Raw genomic sequence first — 26,250 nt, 5'->3', positions numbered from 1 at the left:
AGATTGATATTAATAAACTTTGGCAACAGATTTAAACGTACCGCAAAGCGGAAGTCAAAAGTCAAAAGTCAAAAAAAAATACTGGGGGATGCGTTATTAACGCATCCTACGTTTTATGCTGCTGGTTTGGGAAAGACTTCTCCCGCTAAGTAAGCATCAAAATGTTCTTGAAAGTAAAGCCAAGAAGTCATATCTTCCACATCCAGTGCTGATTGTGGTGCTTCCTTATATATAGGAACGCGATTGTTAATTTCATCTTGGAACAGTTGCGGTAACTCAGAGAAACCGTTGACTTTACCACCAATAGCACTATAAATCAGCTGACCGGGGCGATCGCCCATTTTCATCCAAGGTAGCCATTGACCAATCCTATCCCAACTGAGTTTCACTTCCGAAACTGAATTTAGTGTTGAGTTGGATAAATCTTCAGTAGGTACAGTGAGTTTAAATAATTCCGCCGCTTGATAAACTTCTTGGGGACTGTATTCCGCAAATTTTGGGTTTCCTGCTAAAGGATTGGGGTAAGTGGGAAAGATATCAAACACAAAAGTTGTGCGCTCACCCTCAACTTGCGCGGGAAATTTCCCCTTAAATGTACCCTGTACGGGATTATTCGCCACGTGCATCACCGGTAGGATTTCTCCCGTCCAAAGATTCTCCCATTTATTTAATTTTTCTTCTGTCTCTGGGTCAAGGTAGTAATTCAGTTCCCGAGAAGTAAAATCCCAAACTCCTGGTTCTATGGGAATACATCTACTGACACTCATCCCTAATATTTTAAATAAGAGTTTCCGCTTCTCACCGGGGATAAAGGCGTAAATTTTACCTTTCCATACTAAAAAAGTAGATTCACTAGCATCGAGGGAAGAACGTGTTTTTACCCAGTCTTGGGCATCTAATTCTCGAGTTTGAGCAACCATTTACAATATCCTATGGGGTATGGGGCATGGGGCATTGGGCATTGGGCATTGGGTGAAAGCACCAGTCCTTACCCAGAATTTTGGGGTTGGCGGATAAGCGGTTAAAACAGCGATAAATTAATCTAACACAAACAATTTTTCTAGGTGTCCCCCCTCCGGTTTACTCAACAAACGCCAAACACCTAACGTTTCTGGATGCATAGACATCGCATTGTTAGCCGATGCAAGGGCTCAAGTTTGCGATCGTGCGATGATGCGATAGTGCGATCGCATTCCTAATTGAATACTCTCAGCTTATGACTTTGAACGCAGTTCAAATGCCATTTGGGAACGGTAAAAGCAAACATCAAATTCTAGAAAAAAGTTCATCCGCCCCAACAGCAATGGCACATTATCTGTAAGACTCCATGCAAACACTAATCTCACTGGTGGAAAAATACCGATTTGGGCTGATAAAACTAATCCTTTGGCTTCAACTGGTGCTAAATTACCAGCTAGTTGTACAGAAATTCAATTCTTCCCAAACAGCTCCTAGTTGAATACCTAAAGATTAGGGTAATACGTTAACGCTGGCTCCTGTATCTAGCAGTCCAGAGACTTCTACACTGGAATTTCGGTAAGATAATGTCAAAGGTAATTGTGGAACTGTGTCAATATCTCCAAATGCATCACGTCCTTCAATGAAAGCAAACCTTTGAAAATTAACCATCGTTTGCTTTTCTGTCTTCTTCTAGTAGTGCAGCTAGCTTGACAGCAGCATCATGAGAATTAAAAGGAGACCAAACATGATAAGTTGTTCTCGGTTGCAGTGATAATGCTTCTTCATCTGCTAGTTCTTGAACTAAAAACTGCATCACCTGCAATTTTTCTGCACGAGACAGATTACGCAAGGTTGGAAATAATTCTGCTATGCTCATTTGGGCTGAGGAATAATCACTAGGTACAATTTTAACTTGCCTCGATTTTACATTGTAGAGAAATACAATCAAATTGATGATGCGATGCCAGTAATTGCCAGGTTTCTTGATAAATTGTATTTTTAAGTAATATTTGTAAACCTAAATTATTTAGGCTGTATTTGTGCCTATGTCTAGGATGATAAATATTTTTTACACTTAATATACTCAAAGAAAAATTAAACCATTACACAAATAATTCAGAATAAATAACCAATACAGAAAATAACATCAAATCAGAGTAAAGCAGAGCTTTTGTGTGATTTATTATCAAAATCAAAATCATTTATTTTGTGAAAATATTGGTTTATTTTGCAACCATAATTATCAGCATACTTATATTTTAAATAATAGGAACTTCTATTTTCAATAAACCATCAGGGTAAATGTAAACCAGAGTATTTGCAAGCATCACATTTTTCAGGTTGTGATAGTAAGTTAATATCCCTAAAAGCTGAGAAATTTATTAATGCTAGTGTCTATACTCGTAGTCAGTAGCTCTAACAGGCGCGAGTTTTATGATGGAATGGTTAGTTAGCTGGGTAGCAAGTAATGCTGTAGGATTTCTCGTGAAATCTATTCTCAATGAAGATTTTGCTAAGGATTTAGCCAAGGATTATGCCAAGGACTTTTTTAAAAGCCGTTTGCAGAATACAACTAAGATATTTAAAGAAGAACCAATTCAAAAGGCGATCGCTGAAGCACTCCATCAATTTCTACAACTCGTAGAAGATGAGTTAAAGTGTTGCCAGCTTGCTGATAATGATATTAAAAAATTAAATAAGCCTCTGCAGCAATTTATTTGCTATAAGTCTGTTAAAGAAATACTAGGTCAAGCTTTTGACGGTGATTGCAAGCGCTTAGATTATCAAAGTTTAGCAACTATTTGGCAAAGTCTCAATCTACCAGAGTTACCTGTTGATTTTAATTGGCAAGCGGTAACAGATAGTTATGTTATAAAATGTCAGCAAATTCTTAGAGAGTCGCCAGAATTACGCGAGATACTCAATTCCCATAACTTACAAGCAATTCAAATTAATAGCCAAGAAGCTGCGGGAATTATTCCCAACTTTGACTTGCAGCAATATCAAGAAGCAATTCGCGAACGCTATGTCAATTTAAAATTAGATAGTTTAGATACTAGTGGTTATGCTTATAACGAATTGAGGTTATGGAGTATATTTGTCACCCCTAATGTGCGAGAAGTTCACCAAGTTTTACCTCAAGTTCACGAACTACCTAAAGAACATTGGCGACGGATGCGCGACAGTAATCAATTAGCATCTGCAGCAATTTCTTGGGAAGAATTAGAACAATACGAACGGGTGTATTTTGAACAGCCGCTAGCTTCGGTGTTAGATATTGTCAATCAGCCACAAACTTATAGATATATTGTGATTTTGGGCGATCCTGGTTCAGGTAAGTCTACATTATTGCAATATTTAGCATTAGCTTGGGTAGAAAAAACGCTTGATCAAATTGGTACGCGAGGTTTTTCTCTACCGCCAATTCCCTTGTTGATTGAGTTACGCGCTTATATGCGAAATTATGATGATGGACATTGCAAAAACTTTTTAGAATTTTTCCATCAAAGTCCCGGCGCAATTTCTCATCTCAATCAGCATCAATTGCAAGCGCAGTTAAAAACTGGCAATGCTTTGGTGATGTTTGATGGTTTAGATGAGGTGTTTGATTCTGGTAAGCGCGAAGATATGATTACGGCAATTCATCGTTTCACCAATGAATATCCGCAAGTCCAAGTAATTGTCACTTCTCGCGTCATTGGTTATAAACCCCAACGTTTACGCGATGCTCAATTTCGCCATTTCATGTTGCAAGATTTAGATAGCCAGCAAATTCAAGATTTTATTAATCGCTGGCATGATTTAACTTTTAAATATGAAGTAGATAAGCAAAGGAAAAGGGAAAGATTATTACGCGCCATTCATACCTCAAAAGCAATGGCAGAATTGGCGGGTAATCCCCTCATACTCACAATGATGGCAATTCTCAATCGTAATCAAGAACTGCCAAGAGATAGAGCCGAATTGTATAAAAAAGCTTCAGAATTATTGCTGTATAAATGGGATGTAGAACGTGCTTTATCTCATGAACAGCATTTACCCACAACCATTGATTATCAAGATAAACAGGCAATGCTGCGGCAAGTTGCCTATTATATGCAAACTAGTCAAAAAGGTTTAGCTGGTAATTGGATTAGCACCTGTAATTTAGAAAAAATTTTCACTGATTATTTGAAAAATCTGGAAGTCAGCGAACCCAGAGATAAGGCAAGGCGGTTAATTAATCAACTGCGGACTCGTAACTTTATGTTATGTTTTCTCGGTGCAGATTACTATGGCTTTGTCCATCGCACATTTTTAGAGTATTTCTGTGCTTGGGAATTTGTTTGGCAATTTAAAGAAGCGCAAACTTTATCTCTCAGTGAACTGAAGCAAGAAGTATTTGGTAAACATTGGCAAGATGAAACTTGGCATGAAGTATTGCGGTTAATTGCAGGCATGATTGAGCCAAGATTTGTAGCTGCATTAATTGAATATTTAATGTTGCAAAATGGCGAACAGCAAAAGTTTACTAATCTATTTTTAGCTGCTAAATGTTTGGCGGAAGTGAGAAAGCGTTCAGTCATTGGGTTAACTGCCAATAAATTACTAGTGCAATTACAAGATTTAACCAAATATGATCTCTGGTATTATTATGATCAATTATTTGACGACAAAGAAACGAAACTCGTTGATGAAATTCGCACCCAAGCCGTGACAGCAATCGCTACTACTTGGAAAGATGATTTCAAAATCAAATCTTGGTTAAAACAGGTTGCAACTTTAGATGAGAATTGGCACTTGCGATGTGCAGCAGTGCAAGAATTAGCACGTAATTTTGTGCATGATAGCGATAATATTAATTTTCTCAAACAACGCACGATTATTGATGAAAGCTGGAATGTACGCCGCGCAGGTGTGCAAGAATTAGCGCGCAATTTCCCCGATGATAGCAGTACTATACAGTTCCTCAAAGATAGAGCGATTGCAGATGGAGATACAGATGTGCGTCGTGTCGCTTTAGAAGAATTAGCGCGCAATTTCCGAGATGATAGCAGTACTGTACAGTTTCTCAAAGACTGTGCGATTGCAGATGATGCCGATATCCGTCGTGTCGCCTTAGAAGAATTAGCTTGCAATTTCCCCGATGATACCGACACCATCAGCATTTTACAAGAGCGATCGCTCGCAGATGAGGATGCGGATGTGCGCCGTGTCGCTGTAGAACAGTTAGCACAGCACTTTCCTGATGATGCTGATACTATGGCTATTCTTCAAGACCATGCTACCGTTGATGAGGATGCAGATGTGCGTCGTGTAGCCGTTGAACAATTAGCACACCACTTTCCTTATGATGGAGATACCCTGAGCATCCTCAAAGACCGTGCTAATGTGGATGATGACGCAGATGTGCGCCGTGTCGCTGTGGAAGCATTAGCTTGTCATTATCAAAATCATACAGATACCATTGGCTTTCTCAAATACCGCATCATTGCTGATAATGATAGCGATGTTCGCCAAAGCGCAATTCAAGGATTAGCCAGAAATTTTGCCGATGATACTGTTATTAGCTTCCTCAAAAACCTAGCCACCGCTAATGAAAATTGGCAGGTGCGACGCGTGGCTGCAGTAGAGTTAGCCTGCTATTTTAAAGACAACAGTGATATTATCAGTTTTCTCAAATACCGTGCGATCGCAGATGATGATGCCGATGTCAGACAAGCTACACTGCAAGCATTAGTCAGTAACTTTCCAGATGATGCCGAAATTATCGACTTGCTCAAAACCCGCGCGACTGTAGATGATGATGCTGATGTGCGCCGTGTAGCTGTAGAAGAAATCGCACGCAACTTTTTAGATGATGCAGAAACTATCAGCTTTCTCCAATATCGCGCCACACATGATTCTAGTTGGAATGTGCGCCTTGTGGCAGTAGCAGAGTTAGCGCGTAACTTCCCTGATGATGCAGAGATAATTACTTTTTGGCAAACCCGCGCCACTACTGACAAAAATTATTACGTGCGACGTGCCGCTTTGCAAGCCTTAGCGAGGAACTGCCAAAATCATGCTGAGACAATTTGCTTCCTCAAATCTCGTGCTACCATTGATACTCATTGGCATATACGCCGTGCAGCCATAAAAGAGTTAGCAAATAATTTTCCAGATGATGCTGACATTCCCAACTTCTGCAAATACTGCGCCATTGCTGATGAAAGTTGGCAGGTAAGACAAACCGCACTGCAAGAATTAGCGCGCCACTTTAAAGAAAAAACCGGGATGTTTGAAATTTTTTACAACTGCGCTGTTAACGATCCCTTTCAGCGCCGTAACAGTTGGCAAACCAACCCGCGACGAGTAGCACTAGATATTATTATCAAGCAATACCCCCATCATTCTCAAACTTTACCACTATTACAAGACATAGTTGGCAATGATTTAGACATCAAACTCAGGGAATATGCTCATAAAAAACTCACAGAATTAGGTGCTAGGGTGCCTTAGCGTAGCTTAACGCACCGCCAACCCTCAATGGCGCTGTATAAAATCCTTTGTATATTAAGGAACTGGTAGCTTTATCCCAATTCAAAATTAACAAAGCCAGTGCGCGCATATCCTCAAGCAACCATTGCTGTCCAGATCCCCGCTAAAGTCAATTCTCGGCGGTGCGTTAGCCTGCGGCGTAACACACCCTACTGGCGTGTCTAGCCTTAAATGTGGCAATATAATTTTCTTGTGGGGTGGACATCTTGTTAATGGTGTCAACTTAACGTGAAACCCTCTTAGTTGCAAGGTTTCGCCCTCACCCTGTGCCCCTCTCCCACAGGGAGAAGGGAGCAAGAGATTTAGTTCCCCTTCTCCCGGGGGAGAAGGGGTTAGGGGATGAGGGCGAGGGTATTTGTACAACGCCCGCCCTATATAGCTTTTAGCTTAACTTGACACCTATGACATCTTGTCCGCCCAGGACGGGCAAGATGCCCATCCCACAAGAGTTTGAGCAATGCACTATTTTAGTCTTGCCACGCTACTACTTCAAGTACAGGTTTTTTTACTCACAAAAATTGAATAAGCAAAAGCAACTATTGCTTTCTCCAAAGCTGCTTTTGCTTTCTCATTTGATTGTATTTAGTAAGCAAAAGTAGATATTGCTTTCTTCAAAGCTGCTTTTGCTTTCTCATTTAATTGTATTTAGTAAGCAAAAGTAGATATTGCTTTCTTCAAAGCTGCTTTTGCTTTCTCATTTCAGTATATTTAGCAAGCAAAAGCAACTATTGCTTTCTCAAAAGCAGCTTTTACTTTCTCATTTCAGTGTATTTAGCAAGCAAAAGCAACTATTGCTCAAAATCCACCAGTTAGATTTATGTAAAAATTAAGTAACAAATCTGACTAAAAATCGGCAAAAGTTGTATTTTAAGGATAGTTTGTGTCCTTCATCGACACCAATCACCAGCACCTTGAAAACCGCATAATTTCTTTGACTTCTGTCGATTGCCTACGCAGCAAAGCTTTCAGGTTTTGACAGCTTGGGTTTACTGAGAATTCTTTGGAGCTATTGACACTCAAAAAAGTGGTGTCGATTGAGGGGTTTCAAACCCTCTCCTGGTAAGGTTTCCAAAAGTGAACTCTTTACAATCACCTCGCCCCGAAAGGGGATGGAAACACCTGTAATAGCACCTTGATGTCGGCTACCAGCCTTGTAATCCTTTACAATCACCTCGCCCCGAAAGGGGATGGAAACAACTTCATGCTGCTTGCAAATCTTGAAAAAACCAACTTTACAATCACCTCGCCCCGAAAGGGGATGGAAACTCTGAGCCATAGTACCTTTGAGAGCATCTTTGTCATCTTTACAATCACCTCGCCCCGAAAGGGGATGGAAACACTCAGGTCAGGCACACTGCCACTGTGTCCATGAATTGCCTTTATAATCACCTCGCCCCGAAAGGGGATGGAAACTGTTAGCCTGGCTGTTTTCATCTACATTGATGCGTCTTGACGATCACCTCGCCCCGAAAGGGGATGAAAACACTGTGGCGCAGCTCATCTGGAAGAAGCCATTGCTGTCTTTACGATCAACTAGCCCTGAAAGGGGATGGAAACACACAAGTGTTGGGAGCGATAGACGCAGCACCGACTTGACGATCGCATCGCCCTGAGAGGGGATGGAAACCGACGAATTGCCCAGCGCAGTTGAATTTCTATTTGCTTTGACGATCGCATCACCCCGCAAGGGGATAAAAATCTATTAGTAGTAGCTGTAGTCAGGGGAAAAGCATTCGCTAGGCGATCGCATCACCACGGCAACGGGATAAAAAAAGTGAAGATAAGCAGTGCGATCGCACCTACTCAAGCAAACATTGCTGTCCATCTCCCTCGTCAATCCTCAGTGGTGCGTTATACTGCAGGCTGACGCACCTACCGCTTTGTGATTTGTGATTTGTCACAAAATGACAAAGCGCAAAGTCTGAGCGCAGGTTTCCTCCGATCAGAACTTTGTAAGAATGACCAATAACCAATGACAAAATGAAATTTTTCCGGATTTGAATTCAGGAAAATAGAGATCCTGATTTGATTTATACTTTTAGATTCGTCTGATTATCGAAAAGCTTGAAAGTTGTATGTCCAGCCCCAGTCCCGACACAGTTCGCGTTTATTTGCAAGAGATTGGTCAGTACCCCTTGTTAACAGCAGACCAAGAGATTGCTTATGGTAGGCAGGTACAGCAAATGATGGCCATCGAGCAACAAAAAGAAACGCTCAGGCAAAAATTAGATCGCGAACCTACTTTGAGTGAATTAGCTGCTGAGGTTGACAAGAGTGAAGCTGAATTGAAACAGATACTCAAGCTAGGTCAACGCGCCAAGCAAAAGATGGTAACAGCAAACCTGCGGCTGGTAGTTTCAATTGCCAAAAAATATCAGCGCCGCAATTTGGAATTCTTGGATTTAGTTCAAGAAGGAGCAATAGGTTTGCAACGAGGTGCAGAGAAGTTCGATCCAAATCGCGGCTATAAGTTCTCAACTTATGCATATTGGTGGATTAGCCAAGCAATTACAAGAGCGATCGCAGAAAAATCTCGGACTGTGAGGCTACCAATTCATATCACCGAAAAACTTAATCAAATCAAAAAAGTCCAACGAGAACAGTTTCAAGCACTTGGACGTTTTCCCACAATTACAGAAGTGGCTGAAGCGTTAAACCTCCAACCCAACCAAATCCGAGAATATCTCAGTGCTGCAAAACAGCCATTTTCTCTAGATTTAAAGGTGGGAGACAACCAAGACACCGAACTCAACGAACTTTTAGCAGATGAAGGTATTTCCCCCAGCGAACAGCTAACACAACAGCTGTTGCGTCAAGATATGGAAAATTTGCTAGCTTCTCTCAAACCCATGCAGCGTGAAGTCCTAATTTTACGCTTTGGGCTTGAAGACGATCAACAACTCAGTTTGGCTCAAATTGGGCAAAAGTTAAACGTCAGTCGCGAACGAGTCCGCCAAATTCAGCAGCAAGCTATCAATATCCTGCGTCGTCAACAACCGTCGATTGAACAATATTTGTCGGTTTAGACAATAGGCGCAAGACTTGTTGGTTAAGGGGAAAAAGGGGAAGGGGGAAAACTATTATCTTTCCCTTTCCCCTTTCCTCTTGATTTCCTCAAAGGCGCACGCCAAACAGTATGTGCATTTTGAAAAAAGAACGCGACAGATGAGTAGTGGTACTGCACCAGTCATACGTATCAACTTAAGCTAAAAGCTATATACGGCGCGTGTTGTACAAATACCTTGCGCCCTCATCCCCTAACCCCTTCTCCCGCAGGAGAAGGGGAAATAAATCTCTTGCTCCCCTCTCCCACAGGGAGAGGGGCTGGGGGTGAGGGCAAAACCTTCCACCCAAGCGGGTTTCACCTTAAGTTGACACCAATAGGCACCCGTAAGATATTTGATATGCCAAAAGATTGTGGATGCCGTGCCCTTACAAAGAATTTATCTGTCACAAACATTATTTGAATTGGTATGAGTTAAGAATTGTTGGTAAAGGGTAAAAAGGAGAAACGGGAAGGGGGAAAACTATTATCTTTCCCTTTACCCTTTACCCTGATTTCCTCAAATTGCTCTAAGGTAGTTGACAAACCGGATAATCGGTTTAACGATAAACTGGGAAAAATCATTTGAGGTATGACTAATGGCAAAGACAAACGCGGCTAAAAGTGACACACCTGTAGAGGAATCGTCCGCCGTTGCAGAGAATGAAGAGACAACAACCGTTGAAGATACACCTCAAGCTGCTGAGGATAGCCAAGACATTGACGAAATCTTAAACTCACTTAAAGCTTTACTGAGTGCTGTAGAAAAATTGCAAAAAGTCCGCCAAGAAGTTGGCGATATTAAACCTTTGGTAGTGCGGATGCTAGATGGCGAATTGCTTGTAGGTGAAGAACTCGAGCAACTCAAATCAGGGGTGAATGGACTGCTAAAGCTGGTGCGTGTTTACAGCGATCATCAAGCAGCACTCACGAAAGCACAACCTGCAAGAAACTTACTAGATGAAATCCTCAAATAAGTAGGTCGTTGCAATTAAATATAGCTAGTACCGCTACCTTGGAACTCAAAAAGAGCTAGTGCGTTGCGCGGGTTCCTCGCGTTGTAGCAACTGGCGTTGAAAAGTCAAAAGGTTAATATATCATGCTGTATTTATCAGCGTAACCTGCGGGTACTCCTTTGGAGAATTCGGAAATTAGCCTTTTACACCTCTATATCTTTTGCCATTCCTGCGGAACGCTACGCGAACGGCTGTTAATTTTTGATTGCTATACCTTACCAATATGAGAAGCCCTATAATAGCCGCAATCATCTATTGGTAGGTTATACCATTTCATACTTCATACTTCTTGTTCTTGCCTATAACCCAATACGCTTGGGTTAAGAAAATTAATTGACAACAAAACCAAAAAACTAGTTACTTAACAAAAAACAGAACAATAATTTTGGAGGGGGTTTGGGGGACGCAACCGTCACCCAATCGGGGGTTTGGGGGAGAATCCCCCAATTGAGCTAGTTGTTTTCACAACTGACAAATCAGTCACTAATAATCTTATCTAATCTGTATTGGCCTATAACCTACTACTTGGTAAAAGTAGAATATCTATAGTTTCACCTACTGCCAAACCCAATACCGCTAAGATTGTTAACACTAAAAATGCATCTAGTTTAGTAAAACCAGCAAACCGCAATTCTAAATCTGCTAAAAGCGTTGTTGCTACTGGTATCAGAAACAGGCTAAATAATAGCGACCAAGTTGCAACTATAGCAATTGATAGGCTTAAAAATAAAACCACAATTAAAGTTTGAGAGCCAAAATTAATTAAGCGCTCTAACCAAGAGAAACTTTTTCTAGCTATAGCTAGAGCCACAGCAGCAATAAAACCTCCTACTAGCCAAACAATGTGATGAACCGCAAGATACCATCCTAAAAGAGCGTAAGCTAACCAGAGTAATCCTAAAGGTATCCAAGGAATTCTGTGATAAAGTTCTATATTCATAAAATATTTAAAAATTAAATTCTTACAAACTTGTGACTTTTAACTTAATTATCTATTTATAATTATTTAATATTATGCCGAATCAACCAACTGCAATTTAAAACTTGACTTGTTTTTTAATTTTTGCAATACAAGTAGTCTGTTAGCACTAGCTTAATTCACCTCTCCTCAAGCTTTTGATTCGTTAAGTTTTATGCCTAGCACCACATAAAACATCCTTCTTTGGGATAGAACAGATGTAATGATTTTCGATTTATTCTCTAATAGTTTAGCTCTTTATTAGCGACGATATTATAGCATAAACTCAAGTTTATGCCCAGAAATGATTAATATATTCCTTTAGATATATATCAATAAATAACAAGCAAAACTCTTGGCAGATATACGATGACTGCTCTTTTGATAAACCTATAATTGAAGCCTTGCAAATCTAATTTCCGACAAGTCAGTAACCAATTTATAAAAATTAATTCCTCTTAATAGAGGGTTTTAATTATTTGCCAAAAACATACTGACATTATGCTGTCGGCAAAGAGTATATTTAATTCAAATTACTAGTAGGGTGCAAAGCTAAAGCTAATAACTGGCCTTCAGCCTCTACGCGTCCGCATAACCTCAAATGTAGGGTTTTCAAATTGGAATTTGCGTAGTGGTAATAGGCATCAACCATCAAGGTGTCAAGCTATAACCAAAGGTAAATAATATGTCTGTTGAGCAAATACTACAAAAAAATTTGGTAGCAGATGAAAATCTGCCTGGTGTTGTCAGAAGCGATGTTAAGTACGAACCGGCTAAACCCAATCAATTAAACATACCTGATGTTGCCATATCTTTAACTCCTCTGGCTTTACTAATCAGTTGGATAGTTTTCTTTTTAATGTTACGAAAAAGCCAAGCAATAGTAGATAATAAGCGATTTTTTATAATTAATGGTATAAAAAAAGTTCCTTGTAAAAATTGTCAATATTATTCAAACAACCATTATCTTAAATGTGCAGTTAATCCTTCTCTAGTAATGACAGAAGAAGCAAAAGAATGCTCTGAATACTTACTTGATAAAAGCAAAACACACAAAAATATTTTTGGTAGAAATGATGATTCTGAGTAGTGCGTGCTGAGTTCTGAGAAAATACTGCTCTTTCCCCTACACCCTGACAATATTTTCCACAAATTTGCAAAAATTATTACTTCGCGTTAATTTTTTGGGTAACTTTCTGGTATAATTCACAGAATCTCTCGCATCAAAAGCTAGAACTTAGCTTTCGCAGTCGTAATTGTTAGCACAAAAAATTTATTCCTTCTAAATTAAGGCCCTCTTGACTAAGAGGGTGATTTGTTAATTTATACTTATGATTCCTACCCTAATTTTAGCTTGGATCGTATTTGCAATCTTGTGGAAAATCGTCAAGACAACTATCAGGACTGCACTGACTGTAGCGGCGATTCTCATCTTATTAAATATCAGTTTTGGTATTACTCCCCAAGATATTTGGGATATGATCGCTAATTTACCGCAAACGCTCTCGCAAATACGTAGTGGTAAATAAAAAGTATGAAGGATGAAGTAGCACAACTTTCATACTTTATCCTTCACCCTTCTTAGTTAGTTATTTTGTAATAAAGAAACTCTTGCTAATGCATCTTTGACGCTTGCAGGTAGCTGACGCATGATTTTACCTCGTTCCCGGTCTAACGCTACTAAAGTTACTTTAGCAGTTGCGTAGAGTTCCTGCCCATCAGTGGAGGTGATAGCGTAATCCCAATTAATTCGTACACCTGTGACATCAGCCATGCGTGTCTTAACTAATACCGCTTTACCTAATTGAATAGACCGATGGTAGCGCACGGAAAGTTCTACAACTGGTAAATCGCAGCCTAAAGCCACTAAATCTACATATTCAATACCAATAGACCGCAAACATTCTATTCGTGCTTCTTCCATCCAATTTATGTATGTACCATGCCAGACAACTCCTGCATAATCGGTGTGGTGGGGTTGGACTCTTACAGGATAAGCGAACCAATTTTCAGATGTATGATTTAATGGACTGTCAATGGCACTAGTTGGTGGTAATTGGGGTTGACTTGATTGTGCTTGTGACATCTTGCAATTTTTGAATAGCTGTAAATTTTCACATTGAATAGCTTGACACAATTATTCAAGACTTGTTCAAGCCAACTCTTTTCTATTTTGGGATCAAAAACAATAGCTAGCACTAAAGTTGCAGCATCAGAGCAATTTTTGCAGGGTAGGTACTGTTGTATATTTCCTCTCAACCCTGATGAGAACTAGTTTCTTCTCTACAATTGACTACCGTCAGTAAACTCTTGTCGATTGTGGAATTAAAAGCCAGCCAAAACTCAATACAGTTCAGTTAAGCTGATTAGCCATTGATTTGTCACTTATTAAAGAAGCCAGAATACTTGGGGGATTCTCCCCCAAACCCCCGATTGGGTGACGGTTGCGTCCCCCAAACCCCCTCCAAAATTATTGTTCGGTTTTTTGTTGAATAACTAGTTTTTTGGTTTTGTTATCAATTAATTTTCCTAACTGAACTGTATTTAGCCAAAACTAAAGTTTGAGCATAAATTTCTGGGAAAATGTGTAAAATTTAAAAGTTCAGCATCTACGCTCCCCAAAATCGGGAGTGTTTTGTTATGCGGTCTTATTTTCAGCGATTCAATTTTTTTGCCTTTTCTATCCTGGTCTTTCTAGTTTCTAGTTGTACAAACCTAGATAATAAACAGGTAAATTCCCCTGTCAGCACACAACAAGGCTCAACAGCAACACCTCAGGTTTCACCGCAGAATCAGCAAGAATCAGAAATCAAACTGCTAAATGACGAGGCTGTTAATATCTTGCAGCAAGGTCAATTTAAAGAAGCATTACAGAAATTAGAGAAAGGTTTAGAGATTAGCCAAGACAAAGGAGAACGTTTTTGGGAAGCTGTCACCCTAAATAATATTGGCAGGTTATACCAAAAACAAGCTAACTACTCACAAGCACTCCAGTCTTATCAGCAAGCTTTATTCATTAATAGAGAAATTGGCGATCGCGTCCAATTGGGTAAAACTTATAGTAATATCGGTTACTTATTTGATATTCAAAACCAACCAGAGTTAGCAATTTTCTTTTACAAGCATTGTTTAATTAATCGTGAAATTGCGCGTCTAAATCCAGCAGTACTTTCTGCGCCGCAACCAGATGCTTATAACGTTACTGTTGCCCAAACATATCGAATTTTGGGGGAAAAACTCCTGAAGCAAGGACGTGTAGTAGAAGCACAACGGAGTATGGATCTCCTCAAAGTTGAAGAACTCGAGGGATTTCTGAAAGATGTACCAGGTAATCAACGCACCGCTAAAGGTATTGAGATTGCCCCAGGAGAAAAAGCACTTAAACAACAGTTAGAGCAAACTGGGAATAATGCTGTAGAACTAGGTAAAGAGTTAACAAAACTTCGTAAAATTGCACCCGAACAGCGATCGCCAGCACAAAAACAGAGGATCGAGCAATTAGTATTAGATCAGCAGAAACTTTTAGAGCAATTTAACAATTTTATTGCTAGTCCAGCAGTTAAGACACAACTAGAGCAACTTAGCGTTACAGCCAAGCGACAAAGTTTAGATTTGGCCAGTATCAACGAACTGAGAGATAATTTGGCTCGTTTATCGCAAAAATCAATCCTCATCTATCCTTTGGTCTTGGATGATAACTTGGAATTGGTTGTTGTTAGCCCAGAATCTGTACCAATTCATCGTAAAGTTGCCGTCACACGCGAACAGCTCAACCAAACAATTGCTACCTTTCGCCAGCAGCTACAAACTCCTGAACGTAACGACACAGTCATCAAGACAGCTAACCAGTTATATAACTGGCTAATTAAACCTATAGAAAATGAAATTAAAGCTTCAGGCGCAACGAATTTGATGTACGCACCTGACGATCAGTTACGCTATATTCCTCTGGCTGCTTTACATGATGGCAAACAATGGCTGGTAGAACGCTTCAGTGTTAACTACATCACTGCTGCTAGTCTCACGAACTTTAATACTCCACCAGCATCAAGTTTGCGGGTTTTAGCTGGCGCTTTTACTAAGGGTAACTATCAAGTTGAGGTGGGTAATCAAAGGCTAGCTTTTTCTGGCTTACCATTTGCCGGTCAAGAAGTGGAAGGTTTAGCAGCTACGATCCCCGGAACACAAAAACTAATTGATGAAGCTTTCAGTCCCAAAGCGACTATACCGCAAATGGATGATTATTCCATTGTCCATTTTGCTACCCATGCAGCCTTTGTGGTAGGTAAACCCGAGGATTCATTTATCTTATTTGGCAATGGCGATCGCGTGAACCTCAGAGATGTCGCCAACTGGTCTTTAACTAATGTCGATTTGGTAGTTTTAAGCGCTTGCGAAACAGGTTTGGGAGGCAAATTAGGTAACGGTGAAGAGATTTTAGGGTTTGGCTACCAGATGCAAAAAACAGGCGCTAGAGCAACTATTGCTTCCTTATGGTCTGTAGATGACGGCGGTACTCAAGCATTGATGAGCGCTTTTTATGCCTTGTTATCCCCAGGTAAGCTGACAAAAGCCGAAGCCCTCAGGCAAGCACAAATTGCATTGATTCATGCAGACTCTAAGGTAAAAAATAAAAATGTTCCCATAGCAACGAGTAGTGGTTTGAGCCATCCTTACTATTGGGCACCTTTCATTTTAATTGGTAATGGATTGTAATAACTTCGAGTTTTTTAAGTCTGTGGCTGATATCAGCAATAAAACAATCAATTAATGGTAAGAGTGAATAGGTAATCAATGGGCAAAATCACCCAAAATTACCGATTCCCAATTACCAGATAGTGCTTGACGCTTTTTCGTAAATAACCCATTCGACCAAGAATCCTTAAAACTTCTTGGCTAAGGTTTTGTTAGCTGTGGAGATTGCCCCAGATTGGTGCTTGACAATATTAGCAAGTTCTTGTAGCTGATTAATCGCCTCTGCACCTTCTAATTTCATTAATTCACGGTCATCCCGCATTTCTGTCCAGGTAATCCCATAGTCAGATACTAAAAACCGAATTAGGTGATTATCTCCCAAGCTGACCATAAATGAAGCACTATTCATTTGGTCACCACAGGTATAACAAGAAGCCGGATATCCACGTCGTTCCAGTACAATTGCTAATGCTTGTAGGTTCATTACCAAGTCTTGAACGAATTGCCGATGTTGATGCGCTAGTCTTAGAAACACTTTTTTCCTCCAGACACCACGGTCATTTGAGTTCTTTTATATTTTCTTTAGATTTTCTCTTCCTCTGGTATTGTAAACTATCCATTACAATAACCATCCATTTACGTAGTCTATTTATTGACTATCTTGCTAGGGTAGTAGATAACGGTTTTTGATGCCGTATCAAAGTATTCAGTTTAAGAAGTCCAAATATCTGACAGAATATTTAAACTTAAGATTGTCTTTATGTGGTTCTGTCAGCTTAGATGCTTATGAGAACCGATCCGATTTAAGAGTAACTCAAATTTGCCACTAGTCAACCATATAGAAAGATACATATTGTATCTCTATCTGCCAGAATAGCCCAATCTATTACTAGTAAAGGCTTTCAGGCTGTTTTTTGTAGCCTCAATGTCAAATACTGGCTTAATAACTTGTTTATTCTCTAACATCTGCTTGATATTGCCCCGGATTGGGTACGCAGAGTCACATTTTTTCACATATCTAACTTTTGGCAGATGACGTGTAACTTTTAGACTGGCAATTTCAGAAGCAAGCTGCTTTAGCAGTATTTGTTTATACTTATACGCTTGGTTGGCTAGATGCTAAATATAAAACCAAGTTTGGTAGATTTAATACTGAGAATAACTAAAGTTAGAAGATTTATGTTGCCATTTAGGCAAGATTTTTACGGCTTTTGACATCATAGCGAAATGTTGTTTAAGCTACCGAAAATATCTTGGCAATGACAATCAAATGTAACATAACATACAAAAAAGTTCATGTTTGAGCGTTTGGGATTTGGATTTTGGATTGGGGATCATATCCACATACATAAGTTAGGGGCACAGGATTATTGTGCCCCTTTATAAATTTAAATTAACTCTGTGTGGAAAATAGTCCTGAGTGCTGAGGAGCCAGTGCGTTGCGGAGGTTCCCTCCGTTGTAGCAACTGGCGTTGCTGAGTTTGAGAGACGCGATTAATCGCGTCTTTCCAAGAGTTGTGAGTGCTGAGTAAAAATGCTAATCCCCAGTCCCCAATCTTAAGAGACTACACTACTTGCCACCAACCAAAAGCGGGGCCAATAAAACGGATGGTAACCCAAGCAGCAACCATGACACCAATACCTATCCAGGCACCGCGAGTAGTCCATTGCACAAATAGTTCACCTTGAGTTTTGGTAATTGGAACCCACGGTAAGATGCGAGTATCTTGACCGTATTTGTCTCCCAGTGTGGTTTTGGTTGAGTCGATGGGGGATATTATTCCCCGCACCTCTCAGTTAGATCCGTGCGTACCCGTTTCCGTGTACACGGCTCCCGATGTTCTTAGCTTGCGCTTTTGCTCATGTGTTTGTAATCGTGACAACTCTCATGAATTGCCTCTAGATTATTTTCCTTCCAGTTGGCGTGATTTCCGTCGATGTGGTGCAGGTGAACCTTTTCTTCACCGATGAATTTCAGACCACAGGAAGCACATCTATGGTTTTGCTTTTTAAGAGCTTTAGAGGTTGCTCCATCATAGAGCTTACTGTTACGTTTGCTCCAATAGGCTATATCTCCGTCGTAAGGTGATTTAGTTCCTTTGACGGGGATGTGTTTGTTTTCGGAATAGGAAACTTTTGGAAACGCTTTATCTATCAGTTTTTTGCTAGAATAGCGTGTTTGTTTTGCTTCCTTGTTGAACACCGTGTAAGCTCTGTGACTCGTGAACCAAAGTGATAACTTTGACCCGTCCATCTTGCAGAACTTATGGTAATTTCTCCAGCCTCTAACTACCGACGCTAATTTAAGAGCCTTTGTGGTAGCACCATAGTTCGAGTTGTTGACGATGTGTTTTACTTTCTTACGGAACGCTTTGAAGTTATCCACTGAGGGATTGCATCTAAACTTTCCGTTTTTCTGGACTTTGAAGTGCCAGCCGAGGAAATCAAACCCATCTGTCGCAGCGGTAATTTTGGTTTTCTTTTGGCTTACATTCATTCCGCGTTTGCGGAGGAACTCGCTGATTCTTTCAAGTATCTCTGTCGCATCATCTTCGGGTCGGAGTATGATAACCATGTCATCCGCGTATCGGACTGATGGTTCAGTGATATCACTGGCAGAAGTTTTGCCAGTGATTCTCTGTCCTTTGTTCTCGTGGTATCTGTGTATACTCTCAATCCCGTTGAGCGCGATGTTAGCTAGTAAAGGACTGACCACTCCCCCTTGAGGTGTCCCTTGTTCTGGGAATTCTGGGTTGACTCCAGCCTTGAGGCATCGGAAGATACCGAGTTTTAAGCCTTTGGGGGCAATGAGTTCGTCCATTATCGCTGAGTGATTAATCCTGTCGAAGCACTTTTCGATATCGAGTTCAATTACTCGCTTATTTATTCCGTTCGCTTTGGAATTAAGGTTCAAGTAGATATATTTTTGTGCATCATGGGCAGAACGCCCAGTTCTGAACCCATAACTCCTGGCGTGGAAAGTGGCTTCGTGTGCTGGTTCGAGTGCGTATTTTGCTAGGCATTGCCAAGCCCTATCCGCGATGGTAGGTATCTTAAGCATTCTGATAGTCCCGTCCTTTTTGGGGATGGGGATTTCTCTTAGTCCTTGATGTTTCCAATTTCCGCTGTTCATTCTTAGTAATTCTTCAAGGTTGAAGCGTTCCTCGAATGAGAGGGATTTCTTCCCATCAATACCCGCAGTCTTTTTACCAGCATTTAGCTGAGATACTTGTCTTATTGCAAGAAATCGAGCCGAGGTGGATTTTAGAATGAGCTTTTGGAGTGACCGCGCTTTCCGCTTGTCTCCAACTTGAACAGCTTTAAATACGCGCTTTTGAAGGCGGAAAAGATTTCGGCGGAATTTCTTCCACGGTAGGGCTTTCCAAGATTCACTAGTATGTCTACTGTGTCTAATCATTTTCTCTTCTCTGGTTCGTATTCTCTGAACACCTCAGTCCAATTACGGACTGTCCTACCCGAACTGTGGGGGTTCCTCCGCTCGTCTGGGCTACCTGAGATTCGACCGTCTCAAGACCCACAGTTCGTTTTTCTTCGTTCCCTCGGAGAGATTGATTGTTCCGTTAGATGTAGCCAATTCAACTACTGGATTCCCTGGACTCTTGCCGTTGCTCGACGCGTGTTCGGCGGGAATAAACTCCAGTGAGGTCAGGGGTTTTGCGTTGCGCCCTGCCTGCAAATAAGTCGTTTTTCTAGGCTCTGTTTCATCATAGGAACTCCCTGTTAGCGCCAGTGTCAACCCGCAACGGTCGTCTGATTGCGCCCTGTTCCCAGCTTCACTCTACAAGAACCGAGCTTGTTCGGTGTGGGCAGATAAGGAGTCAATTCTGAGTCTGAATGGCAAGACTTGCACTTGCATCTGACCGAGAGTTCAGCCCTTAGTGACAGTAATCTGCTGTCGGACTGGTTTAGTTATGTACGGGCTGGTTACCGTGATTCACTAAACAACGAATCGCACGCGACGCTTTGCTTCACCCATAATCAGGAATTTAAATTCTCAATTCATTTATGTTCTAAGTGTAGATTGGCATTGATTCCAAATGAATACCATCTCCAGTGCCAATGAGATTTTGGCAGTCCATTGAAGCATGGAATGCCGCAATAAGCTGATGATAACGTTTGCTGTGCAGCGATGTCTACGACGGGCTACGCCTACGCATTGCGGTTGACAAAAGTAAATAGTCATTGGGCATTGGGCATTGGGCATTGGGCATTGGGCATTGGGCATTGGGCATTGGGCATTGGGCATTGGTCAAAAATATAGACTAAGCAGAATTTTCGGCGTTGGGATGGGAGAACAGACTGGGATCGAGGTAGTTAATTCGCGCCAAAGGACTCAGAGATGAGAGAATTTGTGCACCGTAGCTGCGATTAACGACACGCCCATCAAGTAAGGCGACAATACCTTGACTTTCGCGCACTGGTGCAACTGCACGTTGCAATTCATTTAAGGCTGTGGGTAATAAATATAAACGGAACCAATCTTGATGCGATCGCTTATAGTGGGCTACTCTACCAGCCACCAGGGGATTTTCTAAAGATGGCAAGGGCAAAGTCGCAATAATTAACAAATTGGGTGCGGGTAAAACGCCTTGATGTTCTCGCCAAAATTCCCAACCACTAATTAAAATCCCGTTTTCATCCAAGCAAGTTTTTTCTACTTGCACCCGCGAACCAAACTCAGAAGCAAGAATTGCTCCAACTTGCGCCTTTAGTGGTACATCTCCAACTAACACAACTGTTAATCCTGATGCAGTTGCACTGAGACACAGCAGCGTCCGCACTTTATGAATAAAGGCCGCTTGAAATTCTGGTGTGTTTGGTAGAGGTAACTTATAGGGTACGTACAGTTGAATAGCTTCTGTTTGGCTATCTACCGAGAACTTCAGACAAGTGACATCCTCCAATCCCAAACGCTGACGGAACAAAGGAGCCTCTGTTTCTGGTTCTAAGGCACTACCAATAAACACTACAGGTTGTCGTCGCCAAATTGGTGCGACTATTTTTCCTAATTCAATCGGCGCGCAATGTAAGGAAAATGAACCTTGACGACGAGCGATTGTTGCCCAGAGGAGGGGGGGAGGTGGAACGGTGGGAGATTGAGGGGATAAAAGAGAGAATTTTTCGTTGATGTCTTGAAAGTAGTGCCAGAAATTTTTCCAAGCGTCGGGTAGTTGAGTACTATCTAAAGCTGAATATAGACGCTGCAAAATCTCTACTTCTAGTTGAGAAATCAGATAACACTCGTAGGGATTAGCTGGGTGCTGAAAAAATTCTTTCGTCAAATGCGATCGCGCCGAACGAATTAAATCCGCTTGTTCTGGACAAGCCAGCATCAGCTCATCCCAATCGTGGGGTTGAATAGTTTGGGTAAGCTGATGGCGTACCCAATCTTCTAAATCATCTACTCCATCAATAATTGTGGGAATCCCTTCCGGGAAATGTGGCACATTTTTTATCTGTCTGCTTAACCAAGCTGCTGGGGTAGTTAGCAGTATCCCTTGGAACTCAGAACTAGGCCAATCGTCACCAGTTCTAATAGGCTTTTTAGCTTGCAGCCACTCTTGTAGCCGCGGAATTTCAACTTTTAATAGGCGTTGTTGCACGGATTCCGGAGCCACAATAATTACAGGGCCATGCCACATCAATGCCGATGCTATAAAACTAGTGCGATATCTTCCCTGATAACCGCTAACAGCTCCGACTTGAATTAAGGCGCTACGTCCCAACCGCAAGGCGCGTGCTACCAACCTTGCCATCGTCAAATGATGGGGCCAGGAAGGGAACCCCGCCTGCGATCGCAGGAAGTTATGTAATGACAAATGAACTTCTGCCTCTATCACACGCTTTTAATCCCATTAAAATATGATTTTTACTTCCAATTGCCCCATTTCTATTATCTTGGCATTAGCCATCAGTCACTAGTTATTTGTAGTCAACAATGACCAATCACCTATTTCCCTAAATTATGCCAACTTACACAGGAATTTCCAGCGAAGCCTTTAGGCATCCACTGGATCGCCAAGCCGAGCAAGCTTTACGTAATTTGCCGGGATTTGATTTAATCGCCCGTAAGTTTGTGGAATTTATCTATGAACGCCCTCAATTAGTTTATTTAATGGGTAACACCATCCAAGTTGGGCCACGTCAATACTCCACTATTTACCAGATGTTCCGCGAATGTGTGCGAGATTTGGATATCTATCCGGAACCTGCACTGTTTGTCTTGCAAAACCCCCAAGCTAATAGCTATGCGTTGGGGCAAGAGAATCCTTACATAGTCATAAATACAGGGATACTGGACTTACTAGACGAAGTCGAAATTCGGGCGGTGCTAGCCCATGAACTGGGGCATATTAAATGTGGTCATACTATTTTAATTCAAATGGCGATGTGGGCGATGAGTGCTGCTTCGGCCTTAGGAGAGTTAACCTTTGGGATCGGAAATTTTGTCACTCAAGCCTTAATTTACGCCTTTTTTGAATGGCGGCGCAAAGCAGAGTTATCGGCGGATCGTGCGGCGCTGTTGCTAATGGATGACTTGAATCCTGTAATGTCTTCGATGATGAAAATTTCTGGTGGTAGTATCAAATATGCCCACGAATGTAGTTTACAAGAATTCATCAACCAGTCAGAAAATTACAAAGCATTAGACTCAGATGGCTTGAATCAAGTGTACAAGTTCTTGTTGTACAACGGCGCTCAAGGCATGATGCTAACTCATCCGTTTGCTGTAGAGCGTGTACACTATTTACGTGAGTGGGCGGTATCAGAAGAATACCAGCAAATTCGCCAAGGAAACTATCAGCGATCGCCTGCTTCGGGAGCAGTAAATGTTACCTCCGAATCTTCCGGATATGATGCAGAAAATTTGCGCCGTCAAATTGAAGAATTGCAACAGGAAATTAACAGAATTAAACGGTCTGAGTGATATTTACTACTGAGTAATTTTTGCTGTGGTACGTTAGCTAAATAACGTACCACTTAATATTTTTAGATTCTCTAGTCTGAGCTAATATCAATTTGAAGTATCATGTAGCGTGGGTTAAGCATAAGCCGTAACTTATAAAACAATACAGTTTACATAAGTTTATTCGTGATTGATTTGTCAGTTGTGGAAACAGCTAGCTCAATTGGGGGATTCTCCCCCAAACCCCCGATTGGGTGACGGTTGCGTCCCCCAAACCCCCTCCAAAATTATTGTTCAGTTTTGTGTTGAGTAACTAGTTTTACTGAAATGTATTGACTTATAAAATTTAATTTGCCAAGTAGACTTGTTTAAAATTACGAATTACGAATTACGAATTATTTTTGATCCCCTTTTCCCATAAGATAAATACTAGTAGTCAATATTTAATAAATAAATCATTGAGAATTGTCTGAACACTGGAGTAGGGAAGATAAAATATGGTAATTAAGTTAACTAAGTTATTGTCTATATTAGCTAATATTTTTATCATCATATTATTACTGCCAGGAATTGCCACAGCATTACCAGGAAAAATTCATGCTCAATCTACTTTGGTAATTGCTCAAGCTCCTAACTCTTATTCTGACAGCGATTTAACTCCCTTGCAGAAACAAAGACTCCAAGCGATAAGGCAACGAAGAAATAAAGAAATTTACGCTGTTTTAAATTCCTCACAACGAGCAAAATTAGCTCAAGAATTGCATCATGGTACTGACTTTAATCAAGCCTTAGATAAATTAAATTTAAAGCCAGAACAAAAAGAAATGATTCAAGCAATTTTGCATTTTACTAATTTGAAGATGAAATTTAAGAAGAATTGGTAATTGGTAATTGGTAATTGGTAATGGGTAATTCTATCCATTTTCCCCTTTTACCTTTCCCCTTTCCCCTTTCCCCTCTTCCCTATTATTGCTGTGATAAACGTTTAACCGCTTCACCCCCTAATAATTGATGTGCTTGTTTTAAAATTTGGGGGATTTTATGGGCTTGGGGACTATTAGCAAGACATGAGCGTAAGTCTAGTTCGTCTATTTTGTCGGCTTTGTTACCAGGAAACCAGTGACTAGCATTGCCTAGTAAGTTGTAGCGCATTTTGGCGTAGTCAATCATATCGTAGGCGATCGCTAAATTCCATAGCCACAAAATTACTTGCATATTCACTTGTCCGGGTGTTTGCTCAAAGCTGGGCAAATTGACGCGCCAGGTTTTTACCCAGTCTTCTCCTAAAGTGGCGATCGCTTCTCCTTCTAATCGGGCAATGATTGGTGGTAAAATTTCATCGGCTCGGTCTAGCAAATCTAGAGTTTTTAGGTGTTCGTCAAAATCTTGGGGTTTGGATGCACCTAAACTGAGGGTATGCACTTGGGGATGACTGAGGCAAAATAAATCGTTAAACACCATCGGACTCAAAGGCGCGCACAAATCTACTAATTTTTGCGGTGGGTTGTAAAGCTTTCCGCCTTTATCAGATGGGCTAATGATAAATACTCCCATATCGTGCTGAGTAGCGGCGGCAATTGCAGGCCAATTCCATTGATTAATGTAGTACCAATGCAGATTCACATAATCAAATAGATTGGTATTGATGGCTTCCACAATTACATCTGTAGCGCCGTGGGTAGAAAAGCCGATAAATCGCACTTTTCCTTCAGCTTGTAACTGTTTTGCCACTTCTAAACAGCCACCAGGACGGATGCTATGGTGCAATGATTCAGCATGATTAATGCCATGTAGCCCTAGTAAATCAACATAATCTAGTTGCAGATAATTTAGCGATCGCTCAAATGTCTCTCTAAATTCTTGAGGATCTGCAACAGGGCTAACTTTTGTTTGCACAATCAACTTTTCGCGGGGAAACTTGGGTAATACTTGCCCCAATTGCATTTCCGAAGTGCCATAACCACGGGCAGTTTCGATATGATTAATACCTAAATCCAGCGCCCGGCGAATTGTCGCTTCCAGATTATCCTGCTTATCTTGGGGAATCTCTGCTGGCGAAACATCCTGCCATTTAAACTGGTATCTCATCCCACCGCAGGAAAATACCGGGATTTGTAATTCTGTGCGTCCAAATCTTCTGTATAGCATTGATGATAGGGAAAGGGGATTGGGGATTGGGGAAGGGGACAGAAAGAAGTTTACAGCAGTTTTTAGGGATTTATATCCCACGTGGATATGTGTATTTCTGCTACTTGAAAATTTTTAAATTCACTCTTTCGCCTTTTTTCTGTGAAGACGTTGCCAGATTTTATCGCATCCCAAAATTAATCAGCCTACTGCTAAACCAAAAAGTAAGCTGTACGTAATTGATATTGCGGTTTTGGTTGGCGAGGTTATTTTCCTCGTGAATGAGGCTCGGAAGCTCATTAATGAAGTTATTTTCCTCGTGAATGAAGCTCGGAAGCTCATTAATGAGGTTATTTTCCTCGTGAATGAGGCTCAGAAGCTCGTGAATGAGGTTATTTTCCTCGTGAATGAGGCTCGGAAGTTCATTAATGAGGTTATTTTCCTCGTGAATGAGGCTCAGAAGCTCGTGAATGAGGTTATTTTCCTCATTAAACAGTAAATATACTGAGGCGATCGCCTGAACAATTCCACAGTGCGATGCCTACGGCTGGCTACGCCTACGCTTTAAAAGTAACTCACCAGAAGACTTATTACAGCAAGTAGCGACTGCTGTGGATATGATTGAAGAAACAGATGAGCGACAGAATATATCAGCTTGCGTTCAAGTTCTAGCTGGTTTGCGGTTTGACAAAAGTTTAATTACACAGCTTTTTCGAGAGGATATTATGCAAGAATCTGTGATTTACCAAGATATTTTGCAGAAGGGATTACAACAGGGAGAAGAACGAGGAAAGAAACAAGAGGCGTTACAACTAATTCTGCGTCTTTTGACACGACGATTTGGTGTAGTTGAACCGCAAACAGAACAGCAGATTCGCGGTTTATCTATTACTCAATTAGAAGATTTAGCCGAGGCGCTGTTAGATTTCACTAGCCAAGCTGATTTAACCAATTACCTCACAAATATTTCCCCAGCTTAAGCGCATACAGGAAAGCGATCGAC

19 protein-coding genes and 1 pseudogene are annotated in these 26,250 nt (G+C 41.0%); 9 read left to right on the top strand and 11 right to left on the bottom strand.

The window, feature by feature from the left end:
- Positions 1-113: 113 nt before the first annotated feature.
- The 3 genes and pseudogenes from AACU25_RS00460 to AACU25_RS00450 all read right to left on the bottom strand — a co-directional run bounded on the left by AACU25_RS00460 (position 114) and on the right by AACU25_RS00450 (position 1,837).
- A complete protein-coding gene (locus AACU25_RS00460) occupies positions 114-920 on the bottom strand; it encodes a DUF1838 domain-containing protein (protein WP_096573410.1) in 807 nt (268 codons plus the stop codon).
- 294 nt (positions 921-1,214) lie between these two features.
- Positions 1,215-1,629 (bottom strand): annotated as a pseudogene (locus AACU25_RS00455) (pepsin/retropepsin-like aspartic protease family protein).
- Positions 1,622-1,837, bottom strand: coding sequence for a hypothetical protein (locus tag AACU25_RS00450; RefSeq protein WP_096583403.1), 216 nt, complete (start codon positions 1,835-1,837; stop codon positions 1,622-1,624). Before AACU25_RS00450 ends, AACU25_RS00455 begins: the two are co-directional and overlap by 8 nt.
- A 557-nt stretch (positions 1,838-2,394) precedes the next feature.
- Here AACU25_RS00450 and AACU25_RS00445 point away from each other — a divergent pair.
- Positions 2,395-6,441, top strand: a complete 4,047-nt coding sequence (locus AACU25_RS00445; RefSeq protein ID WP_096573409.1) for a HEAT repeat domain-containing protein — start codon at positions 2,395-2,397, stop codon at positions 6,439-6,441.
- Between the two features lie 1,741 nt (positions 6,442-8,182).
- Here the strand turns inward: AACU25_RS00445 and AACU25_RS36875 are convergent.
- Positions 8,183-8,305, bottom strand: coding sequence for a hypothetical protein (locus AACU25_RS36875; RefSeq protein WP_422641093.1), 123 nt, complete (start codon positions 8,303-8,305; stop codon positions 8,183-8,185).
- Positions 8,306-8,555: 250 nt separating this feature from the next.
- Here AACU25_RS36875 and AACU25_RS00440 point away from each other — a divergent pair, with 250 nt between their 5' ends.
- The gene (locus AACU25_RS00440) at positions 8,556-9,506 is read left to right on the top strand and encodes an RpoD/SigA family RNA polymerase sigma factor (RefSeq protein WP_096573408.1); all 951 of its coding nucleotides are present in this window, start codon (positions 8,556-8,558) and stop codon (positions 9,504-9,506) included.
- A 616-nt stretch (positions 9,507-10,122) separates the two neighbouring features.
- On the top strand, positions 10,123-10,500 hold the full coding sequence (locus AACU25_RS00435; protein ID WP_096573407.1) for a hypothetical protein: 378 nt from the start codon (positions 10,123-10,125) through the stop codon (positions 10,498-10,500).
- Between the two features lie 550 nt (positions 10,501-11,050).
- Here the strand turns inward: AACU25_RS00435 and AACU25_RS00430 are convergent.
- Positions 11,051-11,479, bottom strand: coding sequence for a hypothetical protein (locus AACU25_RS00430; RefSeq protein ID WP_096573406.1), 429 nt, complete (start codon positions 11,477-11,479; stop codon positions 11,051-11,053).
- A 703-nt stretch (positions 11,480-12,182) separates the two neighbouring features.
- On the opposite strand from AACU25_RS00430, the gene AACU25_RS00425 reads away from it, so the two are divergent.
- On the top strand, positions 12,183-12,587 hold the full coding sequence (locus AACU25_RS00425) for a hypothetical protein (protein ID WP_096573405.1): 405 nt from the start codon (positions 12,183-12,185) through the stop codon (positions 12,585-12,587).
- 241 nt (positions 12,588-12,828) lie between these two features.
- Entirely contained in the window at positions 12,829-13,026 is a 198-nt protein-coding gene (locus tag AACU25_RS00420; protein WP_045871967.1) for a hypothetical protein, read from the top strand.
- A 56-nt stretch (positions 13,027-13,082) separates the two neighbouring features.
- On the opposite strand, the gene AACU25_RS00415 is transcribed toward AACU25_RS00420, so the two are convergent.
- Positions 13,083-13,583, bottom strand: a complete 501-nt coding sequence (locus AACU25_RS00415) for an acyl-CoA thioesterase (protein WP_096573404.1) — start codon at positions 13,581-13,583, stop codon at positions 13,083-13,085.
- Between the two features lie 554 nt (positions 13,584-14,137).
- On the opposite strand from AACU25_RS00415, the gene AACU25_RS00410 reads away from it, so the two are divergent.
- The gene (locus AACU25_RS00410; RefSeq protein ID WP_096573403.1) at positions 14,138-16,213 is read left to right on the top strand and encodes a CHAT domain-containing protein; all 2,076 of its coding nucleotides are present in this window, start codon (positions 14,138-14,140) and stop codon (positions 16,211-16,213) included.
- Between the two features lie 166 nt (positions 16,214-16,379).
- On the opposite strand, the gene AACU25_RS00405 is transcribed toward AACU25_RS00410, so the two are convergent.
- The 4 genes from AACU25_RS00405 to AACU25_RS00390 form a co-directional block, all read right to left on the bottom strand.
- Positions 16,380-16,727, bottom strand: coding sequence for a DUF1815 family protein (locus tag AACU25_RS00405; RefSeq protein WP_096573402.1), 348 nt, complete (start codon positions 16,725-16,727; stop codon positions 16,380-16,382).
- 1,030 nt (positions 16,728-17,757) lie between these two features.
- On the bottom strand, positions 17,758-17,982 hold the full coding sequence (locus AACU25_RS00400) for a DUF2839 domain-containing protein (protein ID WP_321206841.1): 225 nt from the start codon (positions 17,980-17,982) through the stop codon (positions 17,758-17,760).
- Between the two features lie 53 nt (positions 17,983-18,035).
- On the bottom strand, positions 18,036-19,610 hold the full coding sequence (locus tag AACU25_RS00395) for a group II intron reverse transcriptase/maturase (protein ID WP_096573401.1): 1,575 nt from the start codon (positions 19,608-19,610) through the stop codon (positions 18,036-18,038).
- A gap of 865 nt (positions 19,611-20,475) precedes the next feature.
- Positions 20,476-22,053 (bottom strand): ATP-dependent DNA helicase, encoded by a 1,578-nt coding sequence (locus AACU25_RS00390; RefSeq protein ID WP_096573400.1) that lies wholly within the window; start codon positions 22,051-22,053, stop codon positions 20,476-20,478.
- Positions 22,054-22,178: 125 nt separating this feature from the next.
- On the opposite strand from AACU25_RS00390, the gene AACU25_RS00385 reads away from it, so the two are divergent.
- Positions 22,179-23,141, top strand: coding sequence for a M48 family metallopeptidase (locus AACU25_RS00385; RefSeq protein ID WP_096573399.1), 963 nt, complete (start codon positions 22,179-22,181; stop codon positions 23,139-23,141).
- A 476-nt stretch (positions 23,142-23,617) separates the two neighbouring features.
- Positions 23,618-24,004, top strand: a complete 387-nt coding sequence (locus AACU25_RS00380) for a hypothetical protein (RefSeq protein WP_096573398.1) — start codon at positions 23,618-23,620, stop codon at positions 24,002-24,004.
- Positions 24,005-24,086: 82 nt separating this feature from the next.
- Here the strand turns inward: AACU25_RS00380 and AACU25_RS00375 are convergent, their stop codons facing one another.
- Entirely contained in the window at positions 24,087-25,268 is a 1,182-nt protein-coding gene (locus AACU25_RS00375) for an aldo/keto reductase (protein ID WP_096573397.1), read from the bottom strand.
- A 596-nt stretch (positions 25,269-25,864) separates the two neighbouring features.
- Here AACU25_RS00375 and AACU25_RS00370 point away from each other — a divergent pair.
- On the top strand, positions 25,865-26,227 hold the full coding sequence (locus tag AACU25_RS00370) for a DUF4351 domain-containing protein (RefSeq protein ID WP_321206840.1): 363 nt from the start codon (positions 25,865-25,867) through the stop codon (positions 26,225-26,227).
- Positions 26,228-26,250 lie beyond the last annotated feature (23 nt).

It is taken from the genome of Tolypothrix tenuis PCC 7101, from assembly GCF_963874875.1.
Taxonomy (GTDB): Bacteria; Cyanobacteriota; Cyanobacteriia; order Cyanobacteriales; family Nostocaceae; genus Aulosira; species Aulosira tenue.
Note: the sequence above shows the minus strand (reverse complement) of the source record. Positions and strands in the feature narration are given on the sequence as shown.